The 25,046-nt window shown below is 71.8% G+C and carries 26 protein-coding genes; 17 read left to right on the forward strand and 9 right to left on the reverse strand.

The window, feature by feature from the left end; all coding sequences use genetic code 11:
• Positions 1 to 135 precede the first annotated feature (135 nt).
• The gene (gene chpT / locus ABS772_RS24785; protein WP_238258460.1) at positions 136 to 879 is read right to left on the reverse strand and encodes a histidine phosphotransferase ChpT; all 744 of its coding nucleotides are present in this window, start codon (positions 877 to 879) and stop codon (positions 136 to 138) included.
• A gap of 381 nt (positions 880 to 1,260) precedes the next feature.
• Here chpT and ABS772_RS24790 point away from each other — a divergent pair, with 381 nt between their 5' ends.
• The 8 genes from ABS772_RS24790 to ABS772_RS24825 all read left to right on the forward strand — a co-directional run bounded on the left by ABS772_RS24790 (position 1,261) and on the right by ABS772_RS24825 (position 7,632).
• Positions 1,261 to 2,190 carry a 3'(2'),5'-bisphosphate nucleotidase CysQ family protein gene (locus ABS772_RS24790; protein WP_350397343.1) on the forward strand — a complete coding sequence of 310 codons (930 nt, stop codon included), beginning with the start codon at positions 1,261 to 1,263 and terminating at the stop codon, positions 2,188 to 2,190.
• Between the two features lie 155 nt (positions 2,191 to 2,345).
• A complete protein-coding gene (locus ABS772_RS24795) occupies positions 2,346 to 2,987 on the forward strand; it encodes a DUF1134 domain-containing protein (RefSeq protein WP_350397345.1) in 642 nt (213 codons plus the stop codon).
• A gap of 139 nt (positions 2,988 to 3,126) precedes the next feature.
• Complete coding sequence (locus tag ABS772_RS24800) at positions 3,127 to 3,867, forward strand: hypothetical protein (RefSeq protein WP_238256398.1); 741 nt, start codon at positions 3,127 to 3,129, stop codon at positions 3,865 to 3,867.
• 190 nt (positions 3,868 to 4,057) lie between these two features.
• Positions 4,058 to 4,336 (forward strand): 3',5'-cyclic-nucleotide phosphodiesterase, encoded by a 279-nt coding sequence (locus ABS772_RS24805; protein ID WP_238256396.1) that lies wholly within the window; start codon positions 4,058 to 4,060, stop codon positions 4,334 to 4,336.
• A 170-nt stretch (positions 4,337 to 4,506) separates the two neighbouring features.
• Positions 4,507 to 4,857 (forward strand): hypothetical protein, encoded by a 351-nt coding sequence (locus ABS772_RS24810; RefSeq protein WP_350397347.1) that lies wholly within the window; start codon positions 4,507 to 4,509, stop codon positions 4,855 to 4,857.
• Positions 4,858 to 4,956: 99 nt separating this feature from the next.
• Complete coding sequence (lysA, locus tag ABS772_RS24815) at positions 4,957 to 6,225, forward strand: diaminopimelate decarboxylase (RefSeq protein ID WP_350397349.1); 1,269 nt, start codon at positions 4,957 to 4,959, stop codon at positions 6,223 to 6,225.
• A gap of 262 nt (positions 6,226 to 6,487) precedes the next feature.
• A complete protein-coding gene (locus ABS772_RS24820) occupies positions 6,488 to 7,039 on the forward strand; it encodes an RBBP9/YdeN family alpha/beta hydrolase (protein ID WP_350397351.1) in 552 nt (183 codons plus the stop codon).
• 206 nt (positions 7,040 to 7,245) lie between these two features.
• Positions 7,246 to 7,632, forward strand: coding sequence for an exopolysaccharide production protein YjbE (locus ABS772_RS24825; protein WP_238256392.1), 387 nt, complete (start codon positions 7,246 to 7,248; stop codon positions 7,630 to 7,632).
• 114 nt (positions 7,633 to 7,746) lie between these two features.
• On the opposite strand, the gene ABS772_RS24830 is transcribed toward ABS772_RS24825, so the two are convergent.
• The 4 genes from ABS772_RS24830 to ABS772_RS24845 form a co-directional block, all read right to left on the reverse strand.
• A complete protein-coding gene (locus ABS772_RS24830; RefSeq protein ID WP_350397353.1) occupies positions 7,747 to 8,775 on the reverse strand; it encodes a YcjF family protein in 1,029 nt (342 codons plus the stop codon).
• Positions 8,772 to 10,220: a YcjX family GTP-binding protein gene (locus ABS772_RS24835; protein WP_350397355.1), complete on the reverse strand. Its 1,449-nt coding sequence runs from the start codon at positions 10,218 to 10,220 to the stop codon at positions 8,772 to 8,774. The genes ABS772_RS24830 and ABS772_RS24835 overlap by 4 nt, the downstream gene beginning before the upstream one ends.
• A 99-nt stretch (positions 10,221 to 10,319) precedes the next feature.
• Positions 10,320 to 13,727, reverse strand: a complete 3,408-nt coding sequence (locus ABS772_RS24840; protein WP_350397357.1) for a PAS domain-containing protein — start codon at positions 13,725 to 13,727, stop codon at positions 10,320 to 10,322.
• Positions 13,724 to 15,124, reverse strand: a complete 1,401-nt coding sequence (locus ABS772_RS24845; RefSeq protein WP_350397359.1) for an O-antigen ligase family protein — start codon at positions 15,122 to 15,124, stop codon at positions 13,724 to 13,726. The genes ABS772_RS24840 and ABS772_RS24845 overlap by 4 nt, the downstream gene beginning before the upstream one ends.
• A 533-nt stretch (positions 15,125 to 15,657) precedes the next feature.
• Here ABS772_RS24845 and ABS772_RS24850 point away from each other — a divergent pair.
• Positions 15,658 to 15,909, forward strand: coding sequence for a hypothetical protein (locus tag ABS772_RS24850; protein ID WP_350397361.1), 252 nt, complete (start codon positions 15,658 to 15,660; stop codon positions 15,907 to 15,909).
• Positions 15,910 to 16,006: 97 nt separating this feature from the next.
• Here the strand turns inward: ABS772_RS24850 and ABS772_RS24855 are convergent, their stop codons facing one another.
• From ABS772_RS24855 to ABS772_RS24865, 3 genes are all read right to left on the reverse strand, one after another.
• Complete coding sequence (locus ABS772_RS24855; RefSeq protein WP_238257371.1) at positions 16,007 to 16,996, reverse strand: CobW family GTP-binding protein; 990 nt, start codon at positions 16,994 to 16,996, stop codon at positions 16,007 to 16,009.
• Between the two features lie 190 nt (positions 16,997 to 17,186).
• Entirely contained in the window at positions 17,187 to 17,483 is a 297-nt protein-coding gene (locus ABS772_RS24860) for a nucleotidyltransferase family protein (protein WP_350397364.1), read from the reverse strand.
• A gap of 25 nt (positions 17,484 to 17,508) precedes the next feature.
• The gene (locus ABS772_RS24865; protein WP_350397366.1) at positions 17,509 to 18,084 is read right to left on the reverse strand and encodes a TetR/AcrR family transcriptional regulator; all 576 of its coding nucleotides are present in this window, start codon (positions 18,082 to 18,084) and stop codon (positions 17,509 to 17,511) included.
• A 191-nt stretch (positions 18,085 to 18,275) separates the two neighbouring features.
• Between ABS772_RS24865 and ABS772_RS24870 the strand changes: the two genes are divergently transcribed.
• The 7 genes from ABS772_RS24870 to ABS772_RS24900 all read left to right on the forward strand — a co-directional run bounded on the left by ABS772_RS24870 (position 18,276) and on the right by ABS772_RS24900 (position 23,038).
• Positions 18,276 to 19,208, forward strand: a complete 933-nt coding sequence (locus ABS772_RS24870; protein ID WP_350397368.1) for a quinoprotein relay system zinc metallohydrolase 2 — start codon at positions 18,276 to 18,278, stop codon at positions 19,206 to 19,208.
• Between the two features lie 41 nt (positions 19,209 to 19,249).
• On the forward strand, positions 19,250 to 20,065 hold the full coding sequence (locus tag ABS772_RS24875) for a quinoprotein dehydrogenase-associated SoxYZ-like carrier (RefSeq protein ID WP_350397370.1): 816 nt from the start codon (positions 19,250 to 19,252) through the stop codon (positions 20,063 to 20,065).
• Positions 20,066 to 20,082: 17 nt separating this feature from the next.
• Positions 20,083 to 20,670, forward strand: a complete 588-nt coding sequence (locus ABS772_RS24880) for a rhodanese-like domain-containing protein (RefSeq protein WP_350397378.1) — start codon at positions 20,083 to 20,085, stop codon at positions 20,668 to 20,670.
• 51 nt (positions 20,671 to 20,721) lie between these two features.
• Entirely contained in the window at positions 20,722 to 21,120 is a 399-nt protein-coding gene (locus tag ABS772_RS24885; protein WP_350397372.1) for a thioredoxin family protein, read from the forward strand.
• Between the two features lie 418 nt (positions 21,121 to 21,538).
• Positions 21,539 to 22,363 (forward strand): 3-methyl-2-oxobutanoate hydroxymethyltransferase, encoded by an 825-nt coding sequence (gene panB, locus ABS772_RS24890; protein ID WP_238257377.1) that lies wholly within the window; start codon positions 21,539 to 21,541, stop codon positions 22,361 to 22,363.
• A 152-nt stretch (positions 22,364 to 22,515) separates the two neighbouring features.
• Positions 22,516 to 22,683, forward strand: coding sequence for a 50S ribosomal protein L33 (gene rpmG, locus ABS772_RS24895; RefSeq protein WP_003602581.1), 168 nt, complete (start codon positions 22,516 to 22,518; stop codon positions 22,681 to 22,683).
• 169 nt (positions 22,684 to 22,852) lie between these two features.
• Positions 22,853 to 23,038 carry a hypothetical protein gene (locus ABS772_RS24900; protein WP_350397374.1) on the forward strand — a complete coding sequence of 62 codons (186 nt, stop codon included), beginning with the start codon at positions 22,853 to 22,855 and terminating at the stop codon, positions 23,036 to 23,038.
• Positions 23,039 to 23,071: 33 nt separating this feature from the next.
• Here ABS772_RS24900 and ABS772_RS24905 read toward each other — a convergent pair whose 3' ends face one another.
• Positions 23,072 to 23,593 carry a hypothetical protein gene (locus ABS772_RS24905; RefSeq protein ID WP_350397375.1) on the reverse strand — a complete coding sequence of 174 codons (522 nt, stop codon included), beginning with the start codon at positions 23,591 to 23,593 and terminating at the stop codon, positions 23,072 to 23,074.
• Between the two features lie 172 nt (positions 23,594 to 23,765).
• Here ABS772_RS24905 and ABS772_RS24910 point away from each other — a divergent pair, with 172 nt between their 5' ends.
• Positions 23,766 to 24,917, forward strand: a complete 1,152-nt coding sequence (locus tag ABS772_RS24910) for a PA0069 family radical SAM protein (protein ID WP_350397377.1) — start codon at positions 23,766 to 23,768, stop codon at positions 24,915 to 24,917.
• Positions 24,918 to 25,046 lie beyond the last annotated feature (129 nt).

The raw sequence follows: 25,046 nt of genomic DNA on the forward strand, positions 1-25,046 counted from the left end.
GGAGGAGGCAGGAGGTGGGGGTGGTTCAGGATGAGGCGGTGCGGTGCCTTCTGCACCACCCCCACCCCGAACCCCTCCCCACAAGGGGGAGGGGACAAGCCATGCCCCGACCGCAGCGATCGACTGGATGACGGATCAGGCGAGCTGCGTGTCCGGCGGGGCGCTGTCGGAGGGACGCTCGTCCTCGACGCTGGGGGCGGGCGCGCCGGGCAGGCCCACCGCCGCCTCCGTGGGCGTGGCGGTGACGGTCACCTCGTCGCCTTGAATCGCGAACCGCACGTCCATCGCCGCCGCGCGGGCGACGAGGCCGGCATAGAAGGGCAGGATGCCGTGGGCGTCGACGGTGCCGCCCTCGGGCGTGCCGGCGATCAGCGCCTCGACATGGGGCGGGATGCGCGCGTGGCTGCCCTTGGCGCGCAGGACGAGGCGCGGGCTGTCGCCGTCGCCGGTCACGGCCACGTCGATCAGGCCGCCGCGGGGAATCGCGCTCGACGCGATCACCACGAGGTTGAGCAGGAGCTTGACCTTGTTCTTCGGGAACAGCGCCTGGGGGGCGCTCCAGGCGATCTGCGTCTTCTCGTCGGCGAACATCGCCCGCGAGACCTTCTCGGCATCGGCCAGGTCGATCGAGGCGCCGGCCGAACCCGCCGCGCCGAAGGCGATGCGGGCGAACTGCACCCGGGCCGAGGCGGTGCGCGCGCTCTTGCGGATCAGTTCGAGGGCGAATTCGCGCATGGAGGGATCGTCGTCGTCCTCCAGCACTTCGAGGCCGTTCACGATCGCGCCGATCGGGCTGATCACGTCGTGGCACACGCGCGAGCACAACAGGGCCGAGAGGTCGAGGGCGTCGAGGGTGAGGCTCGTGGTACTACCGCTCATACTACCGCTCATGGCGCGCTCCGTTTCCGGCTGTCGACAATGGTGTCGCGAGGGGTCGTCGTTCGGTGAGGCGGCCCGCCCCCTCGGACGCGGCGGGCACCGGATCGGGCCAAGCGAATAGTCACCGCCGGCCGCTTTGGAAAGCCGCGGACCTCGATCCGCCGGACCGCGTCGGTTTCGCGACGGGACGACGGATCGCCCGCAGGCCGCTCCTCGATCCCAATTCTTGGTAAAGACTTGGTCAAGGCCGACATGCTGCGGCACAGATGTCCCGAATTCGCCGCAACCGGCGCGCATGGGGACCGGATCACGCAGGCTTGCGCACCGAATTTGCTCGGGCTTCGGATCGACAACCCCCGTTCCTTCATTGATGACGATGCGATGACCGCCCCCGCCCCCATCCCGGCCGCCCCGTCGGCGTCCCTGACCGCTCCCGTTCCCACCGCGATGCGCGACGCCATCGCGGAACAGCTCGCCGGGATCGCCTGCGAGGCCGGGCGCATCCTGCGGGGCTATCACGGCGGCGATTGCCCACACGTCATCAAGCCGGACGGCTCGCCCGCCAGCCTCGCCGACACCCGCTCCGAGGAACTCATCGTCTCGGCGCTGGCGCGGGCCTTTCCCGGCATCCCGGTGATCGCCGAGGAGACCTCGTGCACCGCGGGGCCCGCGCCCCTGTTCTTCCTCGTCGATCCCCTCGACGGAACCCGCGACTTCCTGGCCGGCAACGAGCAGTACTGCGTCAATATCGGCCTCGTTCAGGGGGACCGCCCGATCGCCGCCGCGCTCGCGGCGCCGGGCCTCGGCCGGGTCTGGGCGGCGGGCACCACCGCCCGCGAGGCGCCGATCCGCGAGGGGCGGCCGGGCGCGTTCCGGGCGGTGAGCGTGCGCACGGCCCCCACGGATGGTCTCGTCGCCCTCGTCAGCCGCCTGCACGGCGACAGCGACACCGATGCCTGCCTGGAGCGGATGCATATCGGCGAGCGGCGGGTCGCCTCCTCGGCCCTCAAGTTCTGCCTGATCGCGGCGGGCGAGGCGGACATCTACGTGCGCTGCGTCCCCACCATGGAGTGGGACACCGCGGCCGGCGACCATGTGCTGACCATGGCCGGCGGGCGCGTCGTCGGCCCCGGCGGGGAGACGATCACCTACGGCCACCACTCCCGCTTCTACCGCAACGGCCCCTTCGCGGCGCTCGCGTCGGCGGCCTACCGCGACGCCCTCGACCTGCCGCAACAGAGCGCCGTGTCCTATTTCGATCGGCGCCGGTCGGGCGAGGCGACCCCGCCGGACGCGGCCCCCGGCGCTTAACCGCCCGTTAACCCAATCTTGACTTGATCGGTCGCGAGACTGCGCGCTCCCTGCGTGCCTCGATCCGACGGCTTCCGGTGACGGGAGCCCCCGCGCCCCGGCTGGGACGGGCGCGGGACGCGGCGGGCGACGAGGGAGCCGGTAGGGAGACCGACATGCCGCACGATCCCATCCGCACCGGGGGCACGACCCGCCGCGCCGCCCTGCTCGGCTTCTCCGCCGGGCTCTCTCGCGGGCTCACTTGCGGGCTCGCCGGCGGACTTCTGGCCGGCGCCGCCCCTGCCCTGGCCTACCAGGACGACGGCGTGCGCCCGGACTCGTTCCGCGCCTCCGAGGTGGTCGAGAACGGGCACCGCTTCTTCGGCAGCGTCTCGCGCGGCCTCGCGCTCACCGTCGAGGAGGCGACCCGCCGCTGGGGCGAGCCCAACGGCTACATCCTCGGCCAGGAGGCGTCCGGCGCCATCGTCGGCGGCCTGCGCTTCGGCGAGGGCACGCTCTACACCCGCAATGCCGGGCAGCGCCGGATCTACTGGCAGGGGCCGACGCTCGGCTTCGATGTCGGCGGCGACGGGGCGCGCACGATGATGCTCGTCTACAACCTCCCCGCCGTGCGCGACCTCTACCGCCGCTTCGGCGGCGTCGACGGCTCGGCCTACTTCATCGGCGGCTTCGGCATGACCGCGGTGACCGACGGCGGCATCATCGTGGTGCCGATCCGCTCCGGTGTCGGCGCCCGGCTCGGCATCAATGTTGGCTACCTGAAGTTCACCGGCCGCCCGACCTGGAACCCGTTCTGATCCGGACCCGCTCTGCCCCCGATCCCGGAGCGCGCGACGCGACGGCGCTTGCCTCCGCGCGGGCAAGGCGGGCAAAAGACGCAGCGGCCGGACCTGTCGGCCGAGGCGGCGTGAGGGCCCCTTCGTGATCGAGACCGTGATGATCTTCGGGCTCGGCTTCCTCCTGGCGAGCCTGTGCGCCCTGACGATCCTGCCGACCGTGAACGCCCGTGCCGCCCGCCTCGCCCGGCGGCGGATCGAGGCGACCCTGCCGGTCAGCGTGTCCGAGGTCGTGGCCGAGCGCGACCACCTGCGGGCGGAATTCGCCGTGGCGCAGCGCCGGCTTGAGCGCAAGGCCGAGGCCGTCGCCGCCCGTCGCCACGCCGACATGGCCGCCATCGGCGCCCGCACCATGGAGGCCGAGGCGGCGGTCGCCGCCCGGATCCTCAGCGAGGCCGAGGTGGCCCGCGCCCTCGAACGCATCGCCGGGCTCGACCGGGATCTCGCCGCGGCCCGCGCCGAGGGCGAGACGGGGCTCGCCACCCTGCACGCCCTGGAGGAGGCCCACCGCACCCTCCTCGACGACCTCAAGGCCACGCGCCGGGCGCAGGCGGGCACCGCGCCGTCGGCGAACGAAGGGGATGCGGACGCCGCCGCACGCCCCGGCGCCGCGATCGAGGCCGAGATCGAGACGCTGCGCGCGGAGCTGGCGGCGGCCCGAGCCGCCGCTCAGGACGCCCTGGCCGCGCGGGGGAGCGAGGACACCGCCGAGCTGCGCCGCCGCATCAGCGAGGTGGCCGACGCCCTGGCCCGCCGCGACCGGCTGCCCCAGGCCGGGGGCTTCCCCGCCGCCGCCTCAGCCACCGCCCCAGTTACCTCGCCTGCGCTCGCCGAGAGCTGAAACGCACCGAGCGGAGCGCCCCCGCGGCCTATCGTGCCGCCCTCCCTTGCGATGCCCCGCACGAGTCCGTAAGCACCGAACCATCTTGCGTTTGCCCCGAACCCGCCTTGCTACGGACATGCGGGGGCATCATCGCGCCCGGAACTCCTCCCACGAATCTCTTTCCACGAACCGCGATCGAGCGAACATCATGGCCCTGAAGCTGACGCCCCTGGTTCTCGCCCTCGCAGGCGCGGCTGCCCTGCTGGCCGCTCCGGCCCAGGCGCAGCAGTCGAAGCGCGGCAACGAGACGCTTAAGAAGTACTGCACCGGCGATTACCTCAGCTATTGCGGCAACCTCGATCCGGACGATCCGGCGACCGACCAGTGCTTCAAGACCAACTGGGCGAAGCTGTCCGAGAACTGCCGCCGGGCGATCGACGCCTACACGCCGCCGAAGGACGGGGCCCGCGGCAACAAGAAGAGCTGAGCTTCGTTCGCGCGGGGGCGTCGGGGCTCGGCGGAGCCGGGCTCGCGCCGGGTCTTCGCCGCTCGTGCCCGCATCGCGTTGTCCGAAGCGCCCGCGGCCACCTTTCGGGACGAGGCTCCAACGGCTAAGCTCACGCCGCCGCCCTGCCGGAAATCCCGCCGGAAATCCCGATGCCCGCCCGTTCCGCCCGCCTCTCGATCCTGATCGCGCTCGGCCTCGTCCTGGCCTGCACGGCCTGCGGCCGGCGCGGCAGCCTGGAACCGCCGGGGGCCGCCGTGTCGGAGACCGCTCCGAGCCCGCGCCCCGGCGCCCCGGCCTCGGCGCGGAGCCTGCCGGCCAGCACGGTCTCCGTGGGCGATCGCGGCGCGGCCCCCGATCCCGAGGCCGTGCAGGCCGGCGACGAGCTGAGTGCCGCGGCGATCCCCGCGGGCGGCGACGGCGTTCCGGTCACGACCTCCCGCGGATCCAAGCGCGGCTACCGGGTTCCCAAGGAGCCGTTCATCCTCGACCCGCTCCTCTAGCACCGGGTTCGAGGTAGACAGCGCACCGCGCCTGGGGGCATTCGGGCGTGCCGAGCCTCTTGCGGCGCGGCGGCGGGTTCTGCGGCGGATTCTCCTGACATGCACCACTTCCATTACCGGGACGGGCGTCTCCACGCCGAGGACGTCGATCTGACGGCGCTCGCCGAGGCGGTCGGCACGCCGTTCTACTGCTACAGCACCGCTACCCTGGAGCGGCACTATCGCGTCTTCGCCGAGGCGTTTTCCGGCGACGACGCGCTGGTCTGCTTCGCCATGAAGGCGAATTCGAACCAGGCGGTGCTCGCCACCCTCGCCCGCCAGGGCGCGGGCATGGACATCGTCTCCGAGGGCGAATTGCGCCGGGCGCTCGCCGCGGGCGTGCCGGGCCACCGCATCGTCTTCTCCGGCGTCGGCAAGACCCGCGAGGAGATGGCGGCCGCCCTCGACGCGGACATCCTCTGCTTCAACGTCGAGAGCGAGCCCGAACTCGCCGCCCTGTCCGAGGTCGCCGCCGCGCGGGGACGCAGGGCGCCGGTCTCGATCCGCGTGAACCCGGACGTCGACGCGCTGACGCATGCCAAGATCTCGACGGGCAAGTCCGACAACAAGTTCGGCATCCCGATCTCCCGCGCCCGCGAGGTCTATGCCGGGGCCGCGCGCCTGCCGGGTCTCGAGATCGTCGGCGTCGACGCGCATATCGGCAGCCAGATCACCGACCTCACCCCGTTCGACAACGCCGCGCGCCTGCTCTGCGCGCTCGCCCGCGACCTGCTCGCCGACGGGCACCGGCTGCACCACGTCGATTTCGGCGGTGGCCTCGGCATCCCCTACCGCGACGACAACGCCCCCCCGCCCGATCCGGCGGCGCTCGCCGCGATCCTGCGCCCGCATTTCCGGCCGCTGGGCCTGCGGCCGGTCTTCGAGATCGGGCGGATGATCGCGGGCAATGCCGGCATCCTCGTCACCCGCGTGATCTACGTGAAGCCGACTGCGGAAAAAACCTTCGTCATCGTCGACGGGGCGATGAACGACCTGATCCGCCCGACGCTCTACGACGCCTTCCACGCCCTGCGGCCGGTGCGCGAGCCCGCCCCCGACATGCCCCGGCTGACGGCGGACGTGGTTGGCCCGGTCTGCGAGAGCGGCGACTACCTCGCGCTGGGCCGCGAGATGCCGGCGGTGGCCCCCGGCGACCTGATCGCGGTGATGAGCGCGGGCGCCTACGGGGCGGTCCAGGCCGGCACCTACAACAGCCGCCGCCTCGTGCCGGAGGTGCTGGTGGCCGGCGACCGTTCCGCGGTCGTGCGTCCGCGCCCGAGCTACGACGACCTGATCCGCCTCGACCGCCTGCCCGACTGGCTCACCTGACGGTGCCGGCGGAGCCGGGCGGCCCAGGGCCATCGCTTGAAAGCGATGACCCTGGTTTTTTGCTGGCCTCAGTCGCCGGCGCCCGCCTCCGCGGGCTTAGGCTTTCGCTCCGCTCGAAGCTTTCCGGGGCGCACGCCCCGAAAAGCCCGCTCCGCGCGGCGCTCTTCGCGCCGCGAAGCTGCAAAGCAACTTCGAGCGATGGCCCTGCCGGATGGCCCGTCGCCGGTTGCGTCGGGACGCCGCCCGTCCGAGAAGACTGCTCATGAAGACCGCCGATTGCGACATCCTGATCCTGCCGGGCTATGCCGGCTCCGAGGAGGGGCACTGGCAGGCGCGCTGGGCGGCGCGGCTCAGGACCGCGCGGATCGTCGCGCAGGACGACTGGCACCGGCCCGACCCTGACGCGTGGCGCAACCGCGTCGTGGAGGCCGTCGAGGCCGCGACCCGGCCGGTGATCCTCATCGCCCACAGCCTCGGCGTCGTCGCGGCGGTGGAGGCCGCGCCGCGCTTTCCCGAGGGCGTGGTGCGCGGCGCCCTGCTGGTCGCCTTCCCCGACATCGAGGCGGGCGCCGACCTGCCCGCGAGCGTGCGCGCCTTCGCGCCGGTGCCGCGCGATCCGCTGCCCTTTCCCTCGCTGCTGGTGGCGAGCCGCACCGACCCGCACTGCACCTACGATCGGGCGGAGGACTACGCCTATGCCTGGGGCTCGGCGCTGGTGGATGCGGGCGAGGCCGGCCACATCAACGTCGCGAGCGGCCATGGGCCCTGGCCGGAGGGCCTGATGCGGCTGGCGGGCTTCCTCGCGCCCCTCTGAGCCGGCGGGACCGTCCGACCGGCGGGGCTGACAGAATAGTGTATTTTACATCAGGGGCTTGGATCGGTTCCTATCGAATGTGAGGAAATGCAGTCTCAAAAAGATTCTTTGATGCAGGATAAATCGGGAACTTAATTTTCCTTAATTGCTTTCCTCGGGCAGACCGGTCGGCAAAACCGGCTGGACAAATTCGGAGGGACGCAAACGTGACGCTCACGAAGACCATCGCCACCGCCACCGCTTTCGCCTTCATCGCCGGCTCCGCGCTCGCTGCGCCCTGCAACACGGGCAGCACCAACGCCAAGGCGCCGGGCGATTCCACCGCCGCGAACAGCAGCACCGGCAGCGGCGCCGATGCGGGTTCGAAGAACCTCGCGGGCGGCCAGCAGCCGGCCTCGCCGGGCACCGTGGGCGCGATGAACAACGTCGGCGCCGGCCAGGGCGTCGGCAACAAGCCGGGTTCGGACCAGACGTCCTCGGCCAAGAACACCGCCGGCGGCGACCAGCCGGCGGCCCCGGGCACGGTCGGCGCGATGAACGCCGCCGGCCACGACCAGAAGCTCGGCGACAAGAAGGGCGGCGACGACTGCTGATCGCCGCGCACGAGCCGCAAGGAAAAGAAGCTCCCGGGCCGAACGGCCCGGGAGCTTCTTTTTTCGGGGCACCGCCCCGAACCCCGCCAAAGGGATGATCCCTTTGGGATCCCGCTACTCCTTGTCCTCGCCGCCCCGAAAGAGCTGGCCGGCCACGTCGTTGACGGTCGGTGGCGTGGCCCGGACGAAGGGCAGGGGACGGCAGACGGCGAGCGCCGCGAGGCCGAAGCGGGCGGTCATCAGGCCGTTGAGCACGCCCTCGCCCAGCTTGGCCGAGACGCGGGCGGCGAGTCCGAGGCCGAGCACCTGGTGCAGCATGCCCTCGCCCACCGCCATGCCGCCGGTGACGGTGAGGTGGGCGAGCGCCGCCCGGGCGAGCCTCAGGAAACCGAGCAGGCCGGGCCGCCCGCCGTAGATCGCCGCGATCCGGCGCAGCAGCCGGGCGGCGGAGAACACCACGAAGGCGACGTCGACGATCGCCCGCGGGCTGAGCGCGGTGACGGCCGAGACCTGGCTCGCGGCCTGGGCGATGGCCGCCTTGGCCTGGCGGTCGAGGGGCGCCAGCAGCTCGCCCTCGGCGAGAGCCAGCCGGTCGTCCACGTCGAGGATCGCGTCGCCCACCGCGTCGAGCCGGCGGAGGCCGGCCGCCAGCGCCGGCCGGTCGGCGTAGAAGCCGCGCAGCTCCCGCACCACGCCCTGCGCCCCCGTGTGGTCGCGGGTCGAGAGCGCCGCGAGGGCGCGCTCGCGCAGCGCCTCGATCTTGCGCTCGCGCCAGACCCCCAGCGCCTCGCGGGCGACGATCGCCGTGAGCGCGATCGCGGCGAGAGCGAGCAGCGCCAGCGCGACCCAGCCGAGCCAGGGCGCGGTGGCGAACAGGTCCGTGATCAGCCGCTCGACCGAGAGCCCGACGGCGATGGTGACGAGGCCGCCGAGCGCGCTGAGCAGGATCGACAGCCACGGCGCCCGGCGCTTGGGCGCCACCGGCACGGCGACGCCGTCGGCGGCGTCCACGATCTCGTAGGGCTCGTCGACGAAGCGCACGTCCGGCCGCGGCGGGAGGGGAGCCTCCGCGGTCGCGGCCTCCGGCGGGGGCCCATCGGCGGCGGGGATGCGGAAGGCGCGCGGGCGCTGCGGGTTGGTCACGTCAGCCGATCCCCGATCAGGAACTGCATGGCCCGGTCGAGCCGGATCTGCGGCAGGTGGCCCGGCCGGCCGAGCGCGTCGGGCTTGACCGGGGGCGGGCGGAAGCGCGGGAAGCGGAACGAGCCCGGCGGGACCGCGCCGTCGAGCACCGCCTGCGGGTCGGCCGGCAACTCGCCGGGGAAGACCGCGGCCTCCGAGAGCCCGTCGAAGACCTCGTCGCCGACATGCTCGCCCGCCTCCGGCGTGCCGGAGACCGCGCGCAACACCGCGCCGCCGTCATGCACCGTGGTCTCGCGGGTGGCGCGCACGGAGGCGAGCGCCACGGTGCCGACCCGCGCCCCCGCGGCCTCGGTCCGGCGCATGGCGCGGGAGACGAGCAGGCGCAGCAGCGCGTCGAGCCGGTCGTGGCTCGACTGGTGGAGATGGTCGGCCTTGGTCGCCGCGAACATGATCCGGTCCGCCCGCGGCGCGAAGAAGCGCGAGAGCAGGCTGTTGCGCCCGATCCGGAAGGCGAGCAGCACCGCGTCGAGCGCCTCCTCCAGCTCGGCCAGCGCCGCCGGGCCGGAATCGACCGCCGAGAGGACGTCCACCAGCACGATCTGCCGGTCGACTCGCTGGAAATGCTCGCGGAAGAACGGCTCCACCACCTTGCTCTTGTAGGCCTCGAACCGCCGCTCCATCAGCGCGCCGAGGCTGCCGGGAACTTGGCTTTCCTCCAGGCGGTCGAGGGGGGCGAAGGTCAGCATCGGCGAGCCGGCGAGGTCGCCCGGCATCAGGAAGCGCCCCGGCGGCGTGGTGGCCACCGATTCCGCGCCGGCGCGGAGCGCGGCGAGATAGGTCTTGAAGGCGTTGGCGGCACGCTCGGCCACCACCTCGTCGAGGGGCGCGGCCGGGTCGAGCTCCCGCATCAGCGCGAGCCAGGGCGCGGCGATCTCGGCCCGGCCCGTCCGGCGGGTGCCGGCGATGGTGGCGCGCGACCACGCCGCGTAGCTCTGATCGACGAGCGCCAGATCGAGCAGCCACTCGCCGGGATAGTCCACGACGTCGAGCATCAGCGTCGCCGGGCCCGAGCGCCAGCCGCCCGCGCGCTCGTACTCGATGGCGAGGCGGAACTGGCTGATCCGGTCGGTCGAGCCCGGCCAGCGCCGCGCCTCGGTGAGCGCCGAAAAGTTCTCCTCGAAGGGGAAGCGCGGCACGTCGTCGTCGGGCTGGGGCACGAGCCGCGCGCGGCGCAGGCGCCCGGCTTGCGCCGGTTCGAAGGCGGGGAGCGCATGGCCCTCGACGAGATGGTGGATCAGGGCGGTGGTGAACACCGTCTTGCCCGAGCGGGCGAGCCCGGTGACGCCGAGCCTCAGCGTCGGCTGGATCAGCAGGTCGCTGGAGGCTTCCGCGAAGGCCTTGATCGCGGAACCCGCTTGCGCGGCGTAGTCGAAGAGGGGCGGCAAGGCGGGCTCTGGCGGCGGGCTTCGGCGGGGAAGCGGGACCGCTGTCAGGTGGCGCGGGCAGACGGCGATCTCAAGACGCGGAAGTGCCTCGCTGCCATCTCACGCCGCCCGCAGCGCCCGGATCGTCCCGAGCGTGTCCGTCCGCAGCGTCACGAGGCGGCGGATCAGGGCAGGAAGGTCGCCGCCCTCCCGGCAGGCCGCCTCGATCTCGCGGCACAGATCGGACAGGGCGACGAAGCCGAGGGCGCCGGCCGCGGCGACCATGGCGTGGGCGTCGTAGGCGAGCTGCTCCCGGTCGAAGGCGGTCCGCTCCGGTACGGCGCCCTCCGGGAGGAAACGGAGTTCGAGATCCAGTTCGAGCAGGGAGAGGAGCGACAGCACGCGTTCGCGCCCCATCGCGTCCTGCACGGCGGCGAAGGCCGCGCGGTCGAGCACCGGCCCGGACGTGCGCGCATCGGCCCGGACGACCGGCTCGGGGCGGAAGGCGCGGCTCCGGTCGTCCCGTCGCTCCTCCTGCCGCTCATCCTGTCGCTCCTCCTGCCGCGGCATCTGCACGGGGGCCGCCCCCCCGCGCGCGCGCTCCGCGCCGACGGCCCGCCAGCGCTCGATCACGGCGCCGAGCTGGGCGCGCTTGAACGGTTTGCCGACATGGTCGTCCATGCCCGCCGCGATGAGCTCCTGCACCTGTCCGTCGAGGACGTTGGCGGTCATCGCCACCACCGGCAGACGGGCGGCGGGGCCCGGCATGGCGCGGATCCGGCGGGTGGCGGTGAGGCCGTCCATCCCCGGCATCTGCACGTCCATCAGCACGACGGCGTAGGGGTCGGCGCCGTCCTCCGCGCCGTAGGCGGCCTCGACCGCCGCGATCGCCGCGGCGCCGTCGCCCGCCACATCGACGCGGTAGCCCTCCGCCTCCAGCACGGCGCGGGCCAGCGTCTGGTTGATCGGGACATCCTCCACGAGCAGCAGGCGGGCGCCCTCCGCCGCGTCCGGGCGACGGGTGCCCTCCGCCGCCTCGGCGGCGAGCGGGGCGGCGGCGCGCGGCAGGGCCAGGGTGAACCAGAAGGTCGAGCCGGCGCCCTCCACGCTCTCGACCCCGATCTCGCCCCCCATCATGGTGACGAGGCGGTGGCAGATCGCGAGGCCCAGGCCCGATCCGCCGAAGCGCCGGCTGATCGAGCCGTCGACTTGGCTGAAGGGCTTGAACAGCCGGTGCCGCTGCGAGGGCGCGATGCCGATCCCGGTATCGCGGATCTCGAAGCGCAGGGCTTCGGCGGTGCCGCCGTCGGCGCCGGGAATGGACCCCTCGTAGCGGACGGTGAGCGTGACGGAGCCGGCGGGGGTGAACTTCACCGCGTTGTTGAGCAGGTTGAACAGCACCTGCCGCAGCCGGTTCGCGTCGCCGACGACGCTCGTGGGCAGGTCCGGGTCGATCCGCGCCTCGACGGTGAGGGCGCTCTTGAGGGCGCCGCCGCGCGTGATCGCGACGGTGTCCTCGATCATCTTGCCGAGGTCGAACGGGATCGGGTCGAGTTCGAGCCGGCCGGCCTCGATCTTCGAGACGTCGAGGACGTCGTTGACGACGGTGAGCAGGGCCTCGCCCGAGACGCGGATCAGTTCCAGGCGGCGCCGATCCTCCGGGTCGCGGCCGGGCCGGTCGAGGAGCAGGTCGGCATAGCCGAGGATGCCGTTGAGCGGCGTGCGGATCTCGTGGCTCATGGCCGCGAGGAACTCGCTCTTGGCCGCGCTCGCCCGCTCGGCCTCCACCGTGGCGGCGCGGGCCTCCGCGGTGGCGGCGCGCAGGGCCGCCTCGGCCGCCTTGCGCTCAGTGATGTCGAGATGCAGCCCGAGCATCCGGTAGGGCCGGCCGTCGCCGTCGTAGAGGGTGCGGCCGGAGGTGTAGAGCCAGCGCCCGTTCACCCGGTACTCCGCCGTGAAGCGGGTCTGGCTATCGACGGCGTGATGGATCCGGTTCCAGGCCTCGACGACGTCGTCGGGATGGATGGTCGCGGTCCACTCCGTCGGCGAGAGCGCCCGCGGCTCGCCGGTCTCGGGCAGGCCGTAGAGGCGCACGCTCTCCGGCGACAGCACCGTGATGCCGGTGCGCAGGTTCCAGTCGAAGGTCCCGGCCTCCGCGCCTTCCAGAGCGATGCCGAGCAGGCGGCTCGTGTCCTCCACGGCCAGCCGCGCCGAGACGATCTCGTCGATGTCGAGGGCGGTGCCGATCCACTCGACCACCTTGGCCGGATCGGCCGCGCTGCGGATCGGGGTGACCGACAGCTTGTGCCAGCGATAGGAGCCGTCCCGCGCCCGCAGCCGCCACTGGCCGTCGTAGCCCCGGCCGCTCGCCTGGACCGCCTGCCACGCCGCCTCCATCGCCTCGGCGTCGTCCGGGTGGTTGCGGGCCAGCCGCTGCTCCCGCGCGGCGCCGATCGGCCCGTAATAGTCCTCGAACCGGGCGTTCCCGTAGGTCGATTCGCCGCTGTCTGGGTCGATGGTCCAGACGAGCAGCGGCAGGGCGTCCGCGAGGCTGCGGTAGCGCATCTCGCTGCGGCGCATCTCCGCCTGGATCCGCAGCCGGTCGGTCACGTCCATGAGGATGCCGTACAGCCCGGTCGTCCGGCCGGCCTCGTCGGTCTTGCAGGTGCCCCGCACCATCACGTCGCGGACGGTTCCGTCGGGGCGCGCGAACCGCGTCTCGAACTCGAACTCGTGGCAGCTCGCGATCGCCGCGGCGAGGATGGCCTCGACGCGCCCGCGATCGGCGGGATGGCACAGTTGGGCGAGGCCGGGATGCCGGCCCGTCGGCGGTGCCGGGTCGAGGCCGGCGATGCGCAGCAGGCTCTCGGAGTAGATCGGGTGGCCGCTGACGAAGTCGATGCGCCAATGGCCGACCTGGGCGATCTGCTCGGCCATGGTGAGGAGGGAGTTGGCGCTCGCCCGCCGCTCGATCTCCGCGCCCTGGGCGCGGATGGTGCTCTCGTGGATCTGGCGCAGCGCCCGCTCGCTGGCGAAGGCGAGGTTGTCACGCCGCAGCCGCATCTGCGCCGTCACGACCTCGGCGAGGTCGCGCAGGGCCGCTTCGTCCTCCGGGCTGAAGTCCCGCGGCCGCGGATCGACGAGGCAGAGGGAGCCGAGCCGCACGCCCGGCCGCAGGATCAGCGGGGCGCCGGCGTAGAACACGATGTGGGGCGGGCCGGTGACGATCCCGAGCCCGGAAAAGCGCGGGTCGCGGCGGGCGTCGGGCACGACGAGCAGCGCATCCCGCTCGATCGTCCGGTCGCAGAAGGAGCCGGCGCGGGGCGTCTGCGTCGGCATGGCGCCGGTGCAGGCCTTCAGCCACTGCCGCTCGGCATCGACCAGGGAGATGTAGGCCGTCGCGACGCCGAACAGGCGTTGCGCCGTCCGGCACACGGCATCGAACTGCGCCTCCGGATCGCTGTCCAGGATGCGCAGCGCGTGCAGGGCCGCGAGGCGCTCGGCCTCGCTCGCCGATCCCGTGGTCACGGCCGCACCTTCGGTTCCAGAGCCTCGTTTCCGCCGCCGAGCATAGCCCCGCGCGCGCCGCCCGTCCCCGCCCGCGACGCAGCACCGGCATGGTGCGCGATGCGCCGCGGGAGGGGGAGGGGCACGGACGGGGACGCCGCGCGCAATCGGGCTGCCTCCAATGCCCAGACCATCCCGAGCATCATGTAGACGTGGCGCCACTTCTCCACGTCGATCTGCATCGCCTGGAGGAAGAACATCAGCAGGGCCGGGAACACGATCTGCGCGTAGGCACGGTAGGGCGAGGGCCGCACCATCAATCGGAAGCCGACGAAGGAGGTCGCCGCCACGAGGGCGATGAAGACGGCGCCCGCGAGCCAGCCGCCGTTGGCGAAGCTGCCGATGTAGGAATTGTGCGGCTCCAGGGCGAAGATCTGGCGCCAGCGCAGGGGGCCGAGGCCGAGCGGCTCCTCCAGGAGCATGCCCATGCCGCGGATCTGGTTGCCGAAGCGGCCGGTCTCGCCCTCGTCGTAATCCTGCGTGACCGCGGCGCGGGTGTGGAAGGTCTGGGCGACGCTGTCGATCGAGAGCAGTCCCGCGAGGGCGACCGCGCCGAAGCCGACCGTGACGAGGCCGAGCGTCACGATCCGCCGCCGCAGGGCCCGCGAGCGACTCGTCACGTAGAGCGCCCCGACCATCACGGCGACCGCCACCACCGTGCCGCCCCAGGATCCGCGGGAGAAGGACAGGAAGATGCCGGCCATCACCACGACGAGGCTGGCCAGGGACAGGAGCGGCCAGCGGGTCGAGCCGGAGAGAAGTCCGTGGATCAGGTAGAGCGCGCCGAGGGTCAGGAAGGAGCCGAACACGTTCGGGTCCTGGAAGGTGCCCGAGGCCCGGCCGTACTTGTAGAACAGGTCCTCGATGCCGAGGATCTGCAGGTAGCCGACGACGCCGAGGGCGGCCGAGAGCACGCAGCTCGCCGTATAGGCCTTGAGCGCGACCTCGATGCGCGAGCGCGTGTCGTCGGCGTAGAGCATCGCGAAGAAGATGCAGGTCACCGTGAGGTAGGCGAGCTGCACCGTCCACGTCACCGACAGCGGCTCGTTGAGGTAGGGCAGCAGCGCCACCCCGATGGCCGCGAGATAGGCGAGAAGCAGGATCACGAGGGGCATCGCGCCCCTGTGGAGGCGGATGCCGAGGGCCAGCCACAGCACGATCGTCGGGATCGCCACGAGGTCGTAGGGCGAGGCGTCCGAGAAGGCGAAGCAGGCGAAGAAGATGAAGGCCGCGTGCAGCCCGGTCGCTAGCCCCTGGACCGCGCGGAGGACGGGGACGCGGCCCCAGGCGCCCGCGGCCCACGGCGAGCCCGACGCGGCGGCCGTCGCGCCCGTCAGCGCGGCTGTCGTGGAAGACATCGGCGAACTCGAACTCTCGCGGGGCGCCGCGCACGCCACCCGCCCGAGCCGCTCGACGCGGCCTCCGGCGGGATTGCGGAGCCTTCAACCGGCCCGATCGAACCACCGAAAGGTTGCGGTTTAACCAACAACCCGGGGGCCGGAGCGGACTCTGTTCACGTCAGGATGCGGAATCGACCGGAGGATAGACCTGACATCGGTCGAGCGAGAGCCGGATACGGCTCGCCATTTCCATTCCGACGGCCGGCACGCGGCGCATTTGTCGCATCGGTCCGGACGGTGCGTCCGATGTGGCGCGTCATGGTTCCGGTTCCCGCGCCCTCCGATGCGCTGTCCCGACCATCCGCCGGGACGGCTCGATCGACGTCAGCAAAGAACCGAAAGACCGGCCGCAGATTTAATCCCGTCTATCCCGTGCGCCCCGGCACGTCGCTGCGGGACATGCGTTCCTATATTCAGTTCATCGAAGACGAAGCAAGTCTGAAGCAAGTCCGCGAGGCCGGACTTTCATGAACGGAAAATCGGAGAAACGTGTGAAGAACCGTCTTGCCGCTGCTGTGGCCGCCCTCGTGCTCGGTGCCGCCCCCGTCACGTCCGCCCTGGCCTACAGCGCCATCGACGCACGCCCGGTGCCGCTGGCGTCCGGCTGGACTGCGCCCCTCGGCGTCCATGACAGCCCGTTCCACGCGTCCTGCCCGATGAACTCGGCCGCGGAAGGCAACGCCAACCAGCAGAACTTCCCGGTCAAGCAGTACGGCCAGACCGCGGGCGGCAACCGCTGCTGAGCATCGTCCCGAACGTCGGCGCGCCGGCGATCGGTCATGAGAGGGCCGCCCCGCAGGGGCGGCTTTTTTTCTGGTGCGCGTTTCCCGGGGCGCCGCCTCACACCTTGCAGGCGTAAAAACCCTCGCGGATCGCATCCGGGTCGAGGTTGCGGCCGATGAATACGACGCGGGAGACGCGCGGCTCGTCGGCGCCCCACTCCCCCTGGACGTCGCCGTCGAGGATCATGTGCACGCCCTGGAAGACGAAGCGCTTGGGCTCGTCGGGAAAGGCGACGATGCCCTTGCAGCGCAGGATGTCCGGCCCCTGAACCTGGGTCAGGTTCGAGATCCAGGGCATGAACTTTTCCGGATCGACCGGGCCGTCGATCCGGGCCGAGACCGACTGCATCTGCTCGTCGTGGTGATGGTGGTGACCCTCCTCCAGGAAGTCGGGCTCCACGTCGAGGATGCGCGAGAGGTCGAAGGCGTTGCGGTCGAGCACCTGATCGAGCGGGATCGCGCAGCGCTCGGTGCGGTGGACCTTGGCGTAGGGGTTGATCGCGCGGATCTGGCCCTCGACCCGGTCGAGGTCCTCCCCCGAGACGAGGTCGGCCTTGTTGAGCAGGATCACGTCGGCGAAGGCGATCTGGTTCTTGGCCTCGGGCGCGTCGGCGAGCCGGTCGGTGAGCCACTTGGCGTCGGCCACCGTCACCACCGCGTCGAGCCGGGCGGCCTCGCCGACATCCTGATCGACGAAGAAGGTCTGGGCGACGGGGGCGGGGTCGGCGAGCCCGGTGGTCTCGACGATGATCGCGTCGAACTTGCCGCGGCGCTTCACCAGCCCGTCCATGATGCGGATCAGGTCGCCGCGCACGGTGCAGCAGACGCAGCCGTTGTTCATCTCGAACACTTCCTCGTCGGCGCCGACCACGAGGTCGTTGTCGATGCCGATCTCGCCGAACTCGTTGACGATCACGGCGTAGCGCTTGCCGTGCTGTTCGGTGAGGATGCGGTTGAGCAGCGTCGTCTTGCCCGCTCCGAGATAGCCGGTGAGCACCGTCACCGGGATCTTCTGGGACGATGCGGCGAGGGGGGAGGCGTCGGACATGGAGGGCCTGGGCAGCTCGTTCGGTGACGGGATGTCAGGCTGTCATATTGTATCATCGGGGGCGGATGGAAGGTCGCCGGCCCGCGCGCCGGCTCTGTGATGTCGGGTTGACGAACGCGGTGCCTCTTCCCCCGCGTTCGTCAGTCCGGGGCGCTGACAAGCGAGCCGGACCCGAAGGCGCGCCGGGCCATCAGAACACGCGGAGCGCAGAGGCTTCGATGCCGTCGCGCAGCCGGGGATGAAGGCCGTCGCGGGTGGTGATGTCGATCGCGATTCCGAGCCGGTCTTCCAGCAGCAGCTTGATGCCGACGAGGTCGAAGGCGTTGAAGCGGCTGCCGGGATCTTCGTCGATGAAGAGATCGAGGTCGCTGTCGGAGCGCGCCTCGCCCCGGGCCGTGGAGCCGAACAGGTAGAGCGACGTGGCGCCCATGCTGCGCACGGCGTCGGCGCTGTCGCGCAGGCGGTTGATGGCGTCCGTCCTGTCCATGGAGCGCTCCTTCCGCCGCAGATGATCAGGACTTGCCCGCCGGCCGCAGCCCCTCGCTCAGGGCGGCCAGGGTCCGCCCGAACCCCTCCGGCCCGGCGAGGAAGCGCTCCAGCAGAAGCGCCCCCTCCAGGGTCGCCAGGATCATCCGGGCATGGGCCTGCGGATCGAGGCCGGCGCGGACGCTGCCGTCGATCCGGCCCTCCTCGATCACGCCGGCGAGCCAGGCGATGTGCTTGTCGAAGAAGGCGGTGATGGCCCGGCGCAGAGCCTCGGGCAGCGTCTCCAGCTCGACGGCGAGCGCGGCGCACAGGCAGCCGAGCCCCTGCTCGACCCCGCCGAGATAGAGCCGGCCATAGGCCTCGATCCGGGCGACCCCGTCGCCGGTCGCCCCCGAGATCGCGTCGAGCGCCGCGTCGTAGCGCGCGTCGTAGGCCTCGATCAGCGCCTGGGCGAGCGCCTCCTTGGTGCGGAAATGGTGGTGGATGCTCGCCTTGCGGATGCCGACCGCCTCGGCGAGGTCGGCGTAGCTGAAGCCCGAATAGCCCCGGCCGCGCACCAGGATCTCGGCCTCGCTGAGGAGCGATGCGCGCGTGTCTCTCATGGTCTGCCTTTGGTCCGTCCCGCTTGCCGATCACGTCATCGCGACGGCGCCGGCCGTTTCGCGAGGGTGGCACTTGACGCCCGAAAAATCTACCTACTAGATGGTTTGCAAGATATCGATAAATTCGCCGGGAGGAAGCGGCAGATGGCGGCACGGTCGTGCCAGGGCCTCGATCCGAGCGGGGGCGCGCGTTGAGCGCCGCCGTCACCCGTCGCGCGGCCCTGTTCGGCGGGCTGTGCCTGTGCTGCCTGCCGCGGCCCGGCTTCGCGGTCGACGCGCTGTCGACGGAGGAGGTCGCGCCGGGCGTCTTCATCCGGCGCGGACCCGACGCGGAGGCGACCCCGGAGAACGCCGACGGCATCGCCAATATCGGCTTCATCGTCGGGCGTGACGGCGTGCTCGTCACCGAATCCGGCGGCAGCCTCGCCGACGGACAGTGGCTGCGCCGGGAGATCGCCCGGCGCACCGACAAGCCGATCCGCTACGTGATGCTCACCCACGTGCATCCCGACCACGTCTTCGGCGCCGCCGCCTTCCGCGGCGACGACCCGACCTTCATCGGCCACGCCGCCCTGCGCGGCGCCCTCGATGCCCGCGGCGACTTCTACCGCCAGCGCCTGGCCGAGATCCTCGGCGCCGACAAGGCGGGCGAGGTCGTCTACCCGACGATGGAGGTTAAGGACGGGGCGGAGATCGACCTCGGCGACCGCACCCTCCGGCTCACCGCCCACGGCAGCGCGCACACGACCTGCGATCTCTCGATGCTCGACAGCGGCAGCGGGCTCCTGTTCCCGGCCGACCTTCTGTTCGTCGGCCGCATCCCCTCCCTCGACGGAAGCCTGCTCGGCTGGTTCAAGGCGATCGAGCGGCTGAAGGCGACGGGAGCCGCCGACGCGGTGCCGGGCCACGGTCCGACGCGGGTCGCCTTCGCGCCGGCGATCGCCGATCTCACGCGTTATCTCTCGGCGCTCCGCGACGGGACCCGCGAGGCGGTCGCCTCCGGCGTGCCGATCGAGAAAGCGGTGCGGACGGTGGCGCAGGACGAGCGGGACAACTGGGCCCTGTTCGACACCTATAACGGCCGCAACGTCACCCAGGCCTACCAGGAACTCGAGTGGGAATGACGACGCCCTCACGTCAGGGCCTTCCGGGAAGGAGACCGACCATGAAACGCCTGATGTTCGCCCTCGGCCTCAGCCTGTCCGCGGCGGCCTTCGCGCCCGTCCCGGTCATGGCCGGCGCCACCGACACCGACGAGGAGCGCGCCGCCCGCTGGTCCGAGATCAAGACGTCGATCCTGGGCGACCGGAAGGTCGAGGCGAGCGAGAGCGCGGTGAAGATCGATGCCCCCGTCCGCGCCCTCGACGCCGCGCTCGTGCCGATCGGCCTGACGCTCGCCGACAAGGACAACGTCAAGGGCCTCTACTTCATCATCGACGACAACCCCTCGCCCTACGCGGCACACTTCACCTTCGGTCCGGCCGCCGATCCGGGCGAGATCAAGATGCGGGTGCGGGTGAACAACTACACCAACGTCCACGCCGTGGTGGAGACCAGGGACGGCCGGCTCCTCGAATCCGCCAAGTTCGTCAAGGCCTCCGGCGGCTGCTCGGCGCCGATGGGCATGAGCGACGAGGAGGCGATGAAGGGCATGGGCGAGATGCGCCTGAAGTTCGCCGGCGAGGCCCAGTCCGGCAAGCCGATCGAGGCGACGCTGATGATCCGCCACCCGAACTTTTCGGGCATGCAGATGAACCAGGTCACCCGCGACTACACGCCCGCGCGCTACATCGAGAAGGTCGACGTGACGGCGGGCGACACGCTGGTGTTCCACCTCGACGGCGACATCTCGATCGCCTCGAACCCGGTCATCAACTTCGCGCTGCGGCCCGACATCCGGGGGCCGGTCAAGGTCGTCGCCTCCGACAACCAGGGCGGTCGCTGGGAGCACAGCTTCCCGCTTCCCTCCGCGAGCAACTGATGCCGGGGGAGCGGCGGATGCGGGCGATCGCCGGGGCTGCGGCCCTCACGGCCCTCGGGCTCCTGCTCGGCGCGGCCGGCCCGGCCGACTCGCCGGTCAACGTGCCGGAGCCGGACGGGCTCTATACCGGGCCGCCGCGGGGCTACACCCCGGCGACCCTCAAGGGGGCGACGGTGGTCGATCTGAAGGGGCTCGAAGCGCTGCTGCCGGACAAGCCCGTCCTCATCGACGTGGTGCTCGCCGACCACCGGCCGGCGGGGCTGCCCGCCGACCGGCCCTGGCTGCCGACGCACCGGTCGATCCCCGACGCGGTCTGGATGCCGGGTGCCGGCGGCGCGCCGCTCCCGCCCGAGAAGGAGGAGGCCTTCCTGCGGCGGGTCGCCGAGCTGACCGGCGGCGACAAGGCCAAACCCGTCGTCACCTTCTGCCGGCCGGAATGCTGGGGCAGCTGGAACGCCGGCAAGCGGCTGGTCGCGGCGGGCTACAGCCGCGTCTACTGGTTCCCCCTCGGGGTCGAGGGCTGGCAGGACAACCACGACACCGCCGTCGCCAAGCCCGATCCGGCCTGGGCCGAATCCGGCAACGGACGCGCCGCCCAGCGCTGACGTGGGGCAGGCGAGGGGCAGGCGAGGGGCCTGCCTCAGGAGGATCAACCGATGACGACCCGCCGCCACATCGTCCTCCTCCTCGCCGCCGCGCTGTTTGCCGGCAACCTGCCGGCGGTCGGACACGCCGCCGAGCCCGTGGCCTACGACGCGGCGGCCTTCGAGACGGCGCAGCAAGAGGGGCGGCCGGTCCTCGTGCAGATCTCGGCGCCCTGGTGCCCGATCTGCCGGGCGCAGAAGCCGATCCTGGCGGCGCTGTCCGCCGATCCGCGCTTCAAGGATTTCGCTGTCTTCACGATCGATTTCGACGCTCAGCGCGACCTCGTGCGCCGGTTCGGAGCGCAGATGCAGAGCACGCTCATCCTCTACAAGGGCAGGACCGAGGTGGCCCGCTCGGTCGGCGAGACCCAGCCGGAATGGATCGAGCAACTCCTCGAAAAGGCTCTCTGACACAAAGCTGCCACGATTCGGACCACCCGGGTCCGGAGTCTAAATTTCGAGCAATCTCAAGTGCCTCGATCCCAGGCTGTGCCATTGACTCCCGTCGGGATGTGGCGGAAAAACGGCGAACCCGGAGGCGGTTCGAAGTCTAGGGAGGAAACGCCCGGCAAACGGGCAGGCGGGACGACCGGAGTCCATGGAACGTCGGTTGCCGGCCACCGCTTTCGGTGGCCGCGGCGTGAAGGGGCTGAAGCGCCACCGCAGCAGGAGAAGGCAGGCCCCTCCGGGTAACACTTCCCGTCAGATCCATCGGAACCCGCCCAGAGGCCCCCTGCGAGGCGGCGCGAACGGGCCTATAGAGGCGTTCCGTACGCCGCGCCCGGTCCGCCGGGCGCACCGGGAATGCGAGCCGTCCGGATCACGAGCCATGTCGCAGGTCGTTCACACCCGTCGCCTTCAGGCGGTCGATCTGATCAAGCGCAAGGCCGAAGGGCGCAAGATCATCTCGCTGACCGCCTATCACGCGCACACCGCGGGCATCGTCGATGCCTATTGCGATTTCGTCCTCGTCGGCGATTCCCTCGGCATGGTCATGCACGGGATGGAATCGACCCTGCCGGTGACCCTGGAGATGATGATCCTCCAGGCCCAGGCGGTGATGCGCGGGACCTCGCGCGCCCTGGTCGTGGTCGACATGCCGTTCGGCTCCTACGAGGCGAGCCGCGAGCAGGCCTTCCTCAACGCTGCCCGCGTCCTCAAGGAGACGGGCGCCGGGGCGGTCAAGCTCGAAGGCGGCGCCCGCTTCGCCGAGACGGTCGCCTTCCTGACCGAGCGGGGCGTGCCGGTGATGGGCCATATCGGCCTCACCCCGCAATCCGTGAACACCATGGGCGGCTTCAAGGTGCAGGGGCACGGGGCCGGCGACGAGGACCGGCTGCGGGCGGATGCCCGCGCCATCAGCGACGCGGGCGCCTTCGCCATCGTCATGGAGGGCATCGTCGAGCCGGTGGCGCGGGCCATCGCCACCGATCCCGCGATCCGCGCGGCGACCATCGGCATCGGCGCCACCGCGGCCTGCGACGGGCAGATCCTCGTGCTCGAGGACATGCTGGGCCTGAGCGACCGGGTGCCGAAATTCGTCAAGAGCTACGGCTCGCTGCGCGCCCATATCGAGGAGGCGGTGCGCGCCTACGCCGAAGAGGTGCAGGCCGGCCGCTTCCCGGCCGACGGCCACACCTACCCGCCGCGGTGAGCCCGCGGCACGGCGCGTGGCTTGACGAAGCGGCCCCCATCGGGCATTGACCGCGCCGGAATTCGGCCGGGGCTTCCCGGCCTTTTGCGTTTCGCCCGCGCTGGCGCGCCACCAGCGAATCGCCCCCGAACCCGCTTTAGGAGCGCCCAGCCATGGCCAAGGCCGTTACCGTCAAGATCCGCCTCGTCTCGACCGCCGATACGGGCTACTTCTACGTCACGAAGAAGAACTCCCGCACGCAGACCGAGAAGATGGTCATGAAGAAGTATGACCCGGTCGCGCGCAAGCACGTCGAGTTCAAGGAAGCCAAGATCAAGTAAGCCTTCGCGGCCCTTCCTTCGCGCTTGTTTCAAGGCCGCTCCGGCAACGGGGCGGCCTTTCGCGTTCCGGGGCAGGGTGTCTAAGAACCGCCCACCTCGCGCGATTTTGTCGGCGCGCCGCGGCGCCGGGGTTATCCCCGCGCAAGCGAGATCGTGTAGAGCGAAAGGTATGAACGCCTCTGCCTCGCATCTTGTTCCCGCCGGCATCGCGCTGACGATCGCTTCCGCCGCCATGGCCCTCGACCGGGCCGGATACGCGCATTCCGCCGAGATGACGCTGGGGGCGGCGCTCGCCGCCGCCGCGGCGCTGGCGATCGTGATGCGCGCCGCGCCCGCGTGGTTCCGGGTCGGCTGATCCCGGCCCGTCCGAGCCTCGGTCCCGCCGCCCTCAGGCGCGGTCGAGCCGGGCCGACAGCATCCGCACCTTGAGCCGGGGCGAGAACGGCAGGCCCGCGAGAAGCCGCTCCCGCCGCACCACGTCGCCCGGCCGCGGGTTGCGCACGCCGAGGACGCTCTCCCCCCGCGCCGCGATCCGGGCCGGCAGGGCGGCGTGGGCGCGCCGCATCCGGCCGAGCGCCATGTCCGGCCGGGCGGTGCCGACGAACCGGTCGAGGCTGCGGATCCAGCCCTCCGCCGGGATGTCGCCCGGCTCCAGGCACAGCAGCCACTCGCGCCGCGCGGCCCGCGCCCCCGCGCTCCACGGATTGGCGCCGGGCGGGCGCACCACCAGGGTCGCGCCGCTGCCCTCGGCCATGGTCTCCAGGGCGGAGCAGGCCTCCGCCGTCACGATCACCGCGTCGCCCACGAGCCCGGCCGCCACGCCCGCGACGAGCGCGCTCAGCGTGTCGGCGAGGCCCTCGATCGCGGCCGGGTCGGCGGATCGTGCCACGTGGATGAGGCCGGAGATCATGCGCGGCGAATAACCGATTTTACGCCCTCGCAAAGCCTTCGTCGCGCGGCCGTTCCCGCGGACGGCCCCGATTGCGGGAGAAAGCCCGGACCTTGCATGAAACTTGTGCATTCCGGCTTCCAATGTTCCTGTTGTGTTCTTAAGGTGAGGAGGTTAAGGCAGTCGCGGATCGGTGGGCTTCGGCGTGGGTGACGGACGGACGCCGCTTCAGGGCAAGCGGGATCGCATCCCGCGCGGCAGCCCGCGGCAGGACGGCGGCCGGGTCGCCCCCGAGGCGCGGCGCGGGCGCGGGGCGACGATCAACCCGGACGGGCGCTTCGAGGCGACCCGGCACGAGGCGTTCGACGACGGCTGGCCGGAGGAGGCGGAGCGCGCCCGGCGCACCGAGGTGACGCCCGAGCGGGCCCGCCACATCATCACCCGCAACGCCTCGCCGGACATCCCGTTCGACCGCTCGATCAACCCCTATCGCGGCTGCGAGCACGGCTGCGTCTACTGCTTCGCCCGGCCGAACCACGGCTATGTCGGGCTCTCGCCGGGACTCGATTTCGAGACGCGGCTTTTTTCCAAGCCCGATGCGGCGGTCCTCTTGGAGCGCGAATTGTCGGCGCCGGGCTACCGGCCGCGGACCATCGCGCTCGGCACCGCCACCGATCCCTACCAGCCGATCGAGCGCGGGCACGGCGTCACCCGCGCGGTGCTGGAGGTGCTGGCCCGGTTCCGCCACCCGGTCGGCATCGTCACCAAGTCGAACCTCATCCTGCGCGACCGCGATCGCCTCGCCGAGATGGCGGCGCAGGGTCTCGTGAAGGTGGCGATCTCGGTCACCACCCTCGATCCGGATCTGGCGCGGCGGATGGAGCCCCGCGCACCGCATCCGCGCAAGCGCCTGGAGGCGATCCGCCTCCTCAGCGAGGCGGGCGTGCCGGTGATGGTGCTGACCGCCCCCGTCATCCCCTCGCTCAACGACCACGAGATCGAGGCGATCCTGGAGGCCGCCCGGGACGCGGGGGCGCGGGAGGCCGGCTACGTGCTGCTGCGCCTGCCGCACGAACTCGACGACCTCGTCGGCGACTGGTTCACGGAGCATTATCCGGGGCGCAAGGCGCACGTCTTCTCCCTGCTGAGCGGAGCCCGCGGCGGCAAGGTCTACGACGCGGCCTTCGGCACGCGCATGATCGGCCAGGGCCCCTACGCCGACCTGATCCGCCGCCGCTTCGCCCTGGCCAAGCGGCGCCTCGGCTTCCCCGAGGAGCCGGTCCGCCAGACGACGGCGCTGTTCCGCGTGCCGCCGCGGGCGGGGGATCAGCTCGCCTTGTTCTGATCCGTCATCCGTTCGGTCACTTCGGGCATCGCCTCTCTCCTCCCCCTTGTGGGGAGGAGGCAGGAGGTGGGGGTGGTGCCGGATCGAGCGCGGCGGTGCCGTCTGCACCACCCCCACCCCGAACCCCTC

The organism is Methylorubrum podarium, from assembly GCF_040270385.1.
In the GTDB taxonomy this organism is placed as follows: Bacteria; Pseudomonadota; Alphaproteobacteria; order Rhizobiales; family Beijerinckiaceae; genus Methylobacterium; species Methylobacterium podarium.